The organism is Arsenicicoccus sp. UBA2120, from assembly GCF_002330965.1.
In the GTDB taxonomy this organism is placed as follows: domain Bacteria; phylum Actinomycetota; class Actinomycetes; order Actinomycetales; family Dermatophilaceae; genus Arsenicicoccus; species Arsenicicoccus bolidensis.
Genome location: NZ_DCYC01000083.1, coordinates 61,071 through 66,208, shown reverse-complemented (window position 1 = coordinate 66,208; position 5,138 = coordinate 61,071). Strand labels below are relative to the sequence as shown.

6 protein-coding genes and 1 pseudogene are annotated in these 5,138 nt (G+C 69.5%); 3 read left to right on the top strand and 4 right to left on the bottom strand.

Annotation, left to right across the window (positions count from 1 at the left end):
• Positions 1-13 precede the first annotated feature (13 nt).
• The 3 genes and pseudogenes from B2P18_RS14350 to B2P18_RS14340 form a co-directional block, all read right to left on the bottom strand.
• Positions 14-613, bottom strand: a pseudogene (locus B2P18_RS14350) (AAA family ATPase); the annotation flags it as partial.
• Positions 610-2,013 carry a Mu transposase C-terminal domain-containing protein gene (locus B2P18_RS14345; protein ID WP_161916670.1) on the bottom strand — a complete coding sequence of 468 codons (1,404 nt, stop codon included), beginning with the start codon at positions 2,011-2,013 and terminating at the stop codon, positions 610-612. The pseudogene B2P18_RS14350 and the gene B2P18_RS14345, both read right to left, overlap by 4 nt.
• 7 nt (positions 2,014-2,020) lie before the next feature.
• Positions 2,021-2,620, bottom strand: a complete 600-nt coding sequence (locus B2P18_RS14340; protein WP_147794727.1) for a recombinase family protein — start codon at positions 2,618-2,620, stop codon at positions 2,021-2,023.
• Between the two features lie 182 nt (positions 2,621-2,802).
• On the opposite strand from B2P18_RS14340, the gene cmtR reads away from it, so the two are divergent.
• The 3 genes from cmtR to B2P18_RS14325 all read left to right on the top strand — a co-directional run bounded on the left by cmtR (position 2,803) and on the right by B2P18_RS14325 (position 4,430).
• Complete coding sequence (gene cmtR / locus B2P18_RS14335; protein WP_090034559.1) at positions 2,803-3,162, top strand: Cd(II)/Pb(II)-sensing metalloregulatory transcriptional regulator CmtR; 360 nt, start codon at positions 2,803-2,805, stop codon at positions 3,160-3,162.
• Positions 3,159-3,758 (top strand): cadmium resistance transporter, encoded by a 600-nt coding sequence (locus tag B2P18_RS14330; RefSeq protein ID WP_013115601.1) that lies wholly within the window; start codon positions 3,159-3,161, stop codon positions 3,756-3,758. The genes cmtR and B2P18_RS14330 overlap by 4 nt, the downstream gene beginning before the upstream one ends.
• Positions 3,759-3,863: 105 nt before the next feature.
• Positions 3,864-4,430: an AAA family ATPase gene (locus B2P18_RS14325; RefSeq protein ID WP_286961334.1), complete on the top strand. Its 567-nt coding sequence runs from the start codon at positions 3,864-3,866 to the stop codon at positions 4,428-4,430.
• A 3-nt stretch (positions 4,431-4,433) separates the two neighbouring features.
• Here B2P18_RS14325 and B2P18_RS14320 read toward each other — a convergent pair whose 3' ends face one another.
• On the bottom strand, positions 4,434-5,048 hold the full coding sequence (locus B2P18_RS14320) for a hypothetical protein (protein WP_286961331.1): 615 nt from the start codon (positions 5,046-5,048) through the stop codon (positions 4,434-4,436).
• Positions 5,049-5,138 lie beyond the last annotated feature (90 nt).

Below are 5,138 nucleotides of genomic sequence, written 5' to 3'. Positions count from 1 at the left end.
CCTACCCCTGCAGCAGTCCCAAGAGCATCTCGTCGGTGCTCAGGGGCCGGTACTGGTGGGCGAAGCCGACGCGGCTGTAGAACTGGGGGTAGTGGCTGAACTGCTTCTCCAGCCCGGGCATGCCGATGAGGATCAGGGCGATCTGGTCGCGGTCGTAGCGGTCCCGTAGGAGCTCGAGCGCGGTGGGGCTCAGGCGTTCGGACTCGTCGACGATGACGAGCTGGACGTAGTTGGTGGTGCGCCGGGTGCCCCACCGGTCCAAGGGGATGCGGTCGGGGGCTTCGACGTGCTGCTGGATGCAGATGCTGGTGCGCGTGATGATCCGGTCCAGGTCCTCGCGCAGCAGCCGCGGGGTGGTCAGGACCCCGGGGGTGTACAGGGCGGTGCGGTTCTTGGCCAGCGCGGCGTAGATCTTGGCGTCGTCATCGCAGCGCGGGCCCCAGTCGGTGAGCAGCTCGTGGGCTTGGTCCCAGTGGGCGTAGCGGCGTGCGGAGACGGTCTTGCCGACCCCGGCCGGCCCGAAGCACAGCCCGATGGTGCGCCCGCGCCGGACGGAGTCGGCGAACTCGGTGAAGCGGCGGTGCTCCTTGGTGACGATGAAGCGTTCGCTCACCTGAGGTCCTCCTTGTAGACCTTGAGCCGCGCCACGGTCGGCACGCGCGGCGGCACGGGCCTGGCAGGGGCGTCGGGGGTGTGGGCGGCGACGACGGCGATCCGCTCGTTGATGCCTCGGCGCAGGGCGCGGCGACGGGCGTTGCGGGCGGCCTGGACGTCCTTGAGGCTGATCTGCTTGGCGTGGTGTTCCTGATCGACGGCGGTGCACAGGAACTGGTCGTGGTCGAAGACGCGGATCTCGGTGATGTCTCTGGGGTCGTAGCGGATGACCACGGGGCGGCCGACGAAGCCGGCGAGGGTCGGTGAGACGTAGCGCATGCCTTGGAAGTGGATGCCGTCGCGGCGCACCGTCCTGGATCGGGCCACGGTCAGCAGCAGCCCGTCCAGCGCCTGGAGGCTGTCGGGAAGGCGTGGCAGCCAGCCGTCGGCGATCCACGCCGACCGCGGCGAGACGCCGAGCTCGCCGTGGGCGCGGTCGTTGTAGTCCAGGACGAACGCCCCGACGGCGGCGTCGAGGTCAGCCAAGGACAGGGCTGGCGCGGGCCAGCGCTCCGCGCCGCTGTGGAGGTGTCCGGGCAGGGTGGTGAGCAGCTCGGTGTTGACCGTGCCGAAGAAGCGCTCGACCTTGCCTCGCCCTTGGGGTCGCGCGACGGCGGAGTGGATCAGGCGGATGTGCAGGTCGACGGCGGTGCGGGCCAGGTGGTCGCTGGTGAAGTCCGACCCGTGGTCGACGTACAACAGGTCGGGGATGCCGCACATCGGCCACCGGGGGTCGGCCTTGGGCCAGATCGCCTGCCGTAGCGCCAGGGCGGTGTGCATCGTTGACGGCGCACCGAAGAAGACCGTGTAGCCGCAGATCGCGCGGGAGCAGTCGTCCATCACGACGGTCAGCCACGGCCGGGCCGGCTTGCCGTCCGTGCCGACGAGCACGATGTCCAGCAGGGTGTGGTCGGCCTGCCACATCGCGTTGGGGCGGTCGGCCGTCCGCCGCAACGCGAGCTCGTACTTGTCCCGGTAGGAGCCTGCTCCCTCGAGGGCGAGGGTGACCATGCCGGGGTCCAGGGCGGTGATGATCGACCGGACGACGCCGTAGGACGGGACCGGCCACGCGGTGCCGGCGCAGACCTTCACCACCGTCCGGTGGATCGCGGCGATCGGTGGGCGGGGCCGGGTCAGCCCGAGCCCTTCGATTAGCGCGATGAGGTCCGCCGGCAGGTGATGCCCGCCCGCGTCCGCCCGCGGCACTCGGCCCAGGGCCGACAGGCCGCCGGCGCGGTAGCGGGCATGCCAGCGTTCCAGCGTGCGCACTCCCAGGCCGTGGTGACGGGCCAGCGCGGCGAGCGGGACCTGGTCCTCGACATGCAGCCGCAGGATCCGCCACCGCCCGTCCGCGTCCACGGCCGGCCTACACGGCGCTCGTGGCTCGTCGTGACGGGGCCGCTGCGGCGGGCGCGCGGTTCAGGGCCCGGTAGATGGTGGTGCGGGAGACGCCGAGCACCTGCCCGATCTGGGCGACGGTCATGTCCTTCTGCTCATACATCCGTCGGGCCGCCCGGACCTGGTCCGCGGACAACGCCGACGGCCGCCCACCGCTGCGGCCCCGAGCACGAGCGGCCGCCAGGCCGGCGTTGGTGCGCTCTCGGATCAGGTCGCGCTCGAACTCGGCCAGTGCCGCGAAGACGTGAAACACCAACCGTCCGCCTGGGGAGGTGGTGTCGATGGTCTCCTGCAACGACCGGAACCCCACGCCGCGGTCGGCCAGGACCTGCAGCTGGTCGATCAGGTGGCGGATCGACCGGCCGAGCCGGTCCAGCCGCCACACCACCAGGGTGTCCCCCGGGCGCAGCTGGTCCAGCAGCTTGTCCAGCTCCGGCCGGTGCTGCAGCGACCCGGAGCCGGTGTCGACGAACACCCGGTAGCACCCGGCCTTGGTCAGCGCATCGACCTGCAGCGACGCGTCCTGATCGGTTGTCGACACGCGCGCGTACCCCAGGAGATGCCCCACGCGTCGACCGTAGCGAAACCCGTCCGACACGGGAAGTATCGCGCCGTAGTTTTCGGCACGCAGTTCCGCTACATCAGGCGCCTCGTCGACGACGCGCGCCGCCCGGCCCTCCGGCGCGTGTAGCGGAATCGTTCGTTTGCGGCACAGGCTGCCGGTTCAGTCAGTGCTGTATAGTTCAGCACATGCTGAGCATTGCTACTCGCCTGGACGTGATGAACCGGTTGGGCCGGGCAATGGCCGACCCAACACGGTCACGGCTCCTGATGGCGTTGTTGGAGCGGCCCGCCTATCCGGCAGAGCTGGCACGCGACCTCGGGCTGACGCGCTCGAACGTGTCGAACCATCTGGCTTGCCTGCGCGACTGCGGCATCGTGGTCGCCGAGCCCGAGGGCCGCCAGACACGTTACGAGATCGCCGACCCGCACCTGGCACGGGCGCTCAACGCACTGGTCGAGGTCACCCTCGCCGTGAACGAGAACGCTCCCTGCATCGATCCTGCCTGCCCTGTTCCCGGGTGCGCCAACGCGGAGCCTGACGCGTGATCGTTTCCTCGGTCCTGCAGGCGATCGGCCTGTTCGTTGCCACCAACATCGACGACATCATCGTGCTCTCGCTGTTCTTCGCCCGGGGCGCAGGGCAACGCGGGACGACGGCCCGGATCACCGCAGGCCAGTACCTCGGGTTCGCCGGCATCCTGGGCACCGCCGTGCTCGTGTCACTGGGCGCGGGAGCATTCCTTCCTGAAGAAGCCATCCCCTACTTCGGGCTCATCCCCCTGGCCCTAGGCCTGTGGGCCGCATGGCGGGCCTGGCGCGGGAGCGACGACGATGACGATGACGCCAAGGTTGAGGGCAAGAACGTCGGCGTCTTGACCGTCGCCGCGGTCACCTTCGCCAACGGAGGAGACAACATCGGCGTCTACGTCCCGGTCTTCCTCAACGTGGGACCTGTAGCCGTGGTCGCCTACTGTGTCGTCTTCCTCCTGCTCGTCGCGATCCTCGTCATGCTGGCCAAGTTCATCGCCACGCGCCGACCGATCGCCGAAGTCCTCGAACGCTGGGAACACGTGCTGTTCCCGATCGTTCTGATCGGCCTGGGCATCGTCATCCTCGTCAGCGGCGGAGCCTTCGGCCTCTGACGCCCTGCCCCGGCCCATGACGCATCTCGGTTGAGAGACTGCACGCACGGAGCGAAGAGCTCCGAGGAGAGGCATGGTGGATAGCCGCGCCGGTGTTGCCATCGCGTGGCCGCGCTGGCAGATCTCGCGGTAGACCCGCGATCACCCCCTGGTTGTCGGCGCCAGCTGACCCGACCGCCACAGAACACCGACAAGGCCCCGCCACCTGAACGCCAAGACCACAACGACGCCTCACGCTCCTCCGGGCGCACCGAGCTGCTCATCATCGACGAAGCCGACAGGCTCAAGAGCACCGGTCTTGAGCAAGTCCGCGACTACTACGACCGCCACCACATGGGCGTCATCCTCATCGGCATGCCAGGCATCGAAAAGCGCCTCGCGCGCTATCCCCAGCTCTACAGCCGCATCGGCTTCGCCCACGAGTACAGACCCCTCGGCCCCGACGAGCTCACCGCTGTCCTCACCACGCGCCTACCCGCCCAGCACGCCGACCACGACCCGATCGCGCACGCCACCGCCCTGGCCACCATCGCTCGCATCACCGCAGGCAACTTCCGGCTCCTGGACCGCCTGGCCACCCAGATCGAACGCATCCAGACCATCAACGACCTCCACACCCTCACCCCAGAGCTCGTCGGCGCCGCCAGAGAAGCCCTCCTCATCGGCCACTGACCGCTACCAGAAGCACGCCACCAAGCGATGCGACTCACAGTGGCGGTTGACGAGGGTGTAGGGCTTGAGGCCGAGGACGCCCGGCTGCTCGTCCGTCACGTTGGCGCCGAGGAGGGGGAAGCGCAGCTGCGAGCGGTAGGTGCGCAGCAGGTCCAGCCCGTAGTTGAACTCGTGGTTGCCGACGACCTGGGCGTCGTAGCCGATGGCGTTGTAGGCGGCGGCCATCGGGTGGGTGAGGCCGGACCGGGTGACAGGGTCCTTGGAGCCGTAGAGATAGGTCATCGGCGTGCCCTGGAGAGCGTCACCGTTGTCGACCACGATCGTGCTCTCGGCGCCCTTGGCCGCCCGGACCTGGTCGATGGCGGAGGCGACCCGGGCGAGGCCGACCGACTCACCCGACCTCTCGGCATACGGCGCGTTCTTGAAGTAGTCCCAGTCCATGACGTTGCCGTGCACGTCGGTGGTGGCGAGGACGGTGAGGTCGAGCGCCTTGTCCTTGCCCCTCCCCTTGCCGGGGTGGTCACCGCCGGCCGCGGCCGTGGCCGGGGACAGTGGCGCCAGGCCGACGAGCGCGAGGGCGACGGTGCTGATGATCGAGGTGCGACGAGCAGACGACATGACGGGGAGGACCTCCGACGTTGGGGCGTGATGGTCGGAGCCTAGGACGAACCGGCGGGCCACGGGAGCCCGGGGTGCCGGGGTGCCGGG

Bases quoted from the DNA above. Each gene is read 5' to 3' on its own strand.
- cmtR (WP_090034559.1), top strand. From the start codon at position 2,803: ATGCTGAGCATTGCTACTCGCCTGGACGTGATGAACCGGTTGGGCCGG.
- B2P18_RS14320 (WP_286961331.1), bottom strand. From the start codon at position 5,048: ATGTCGTCTGCTCGTCGCACCTCGATCATCAGCACCGTCGCCCTCGCG.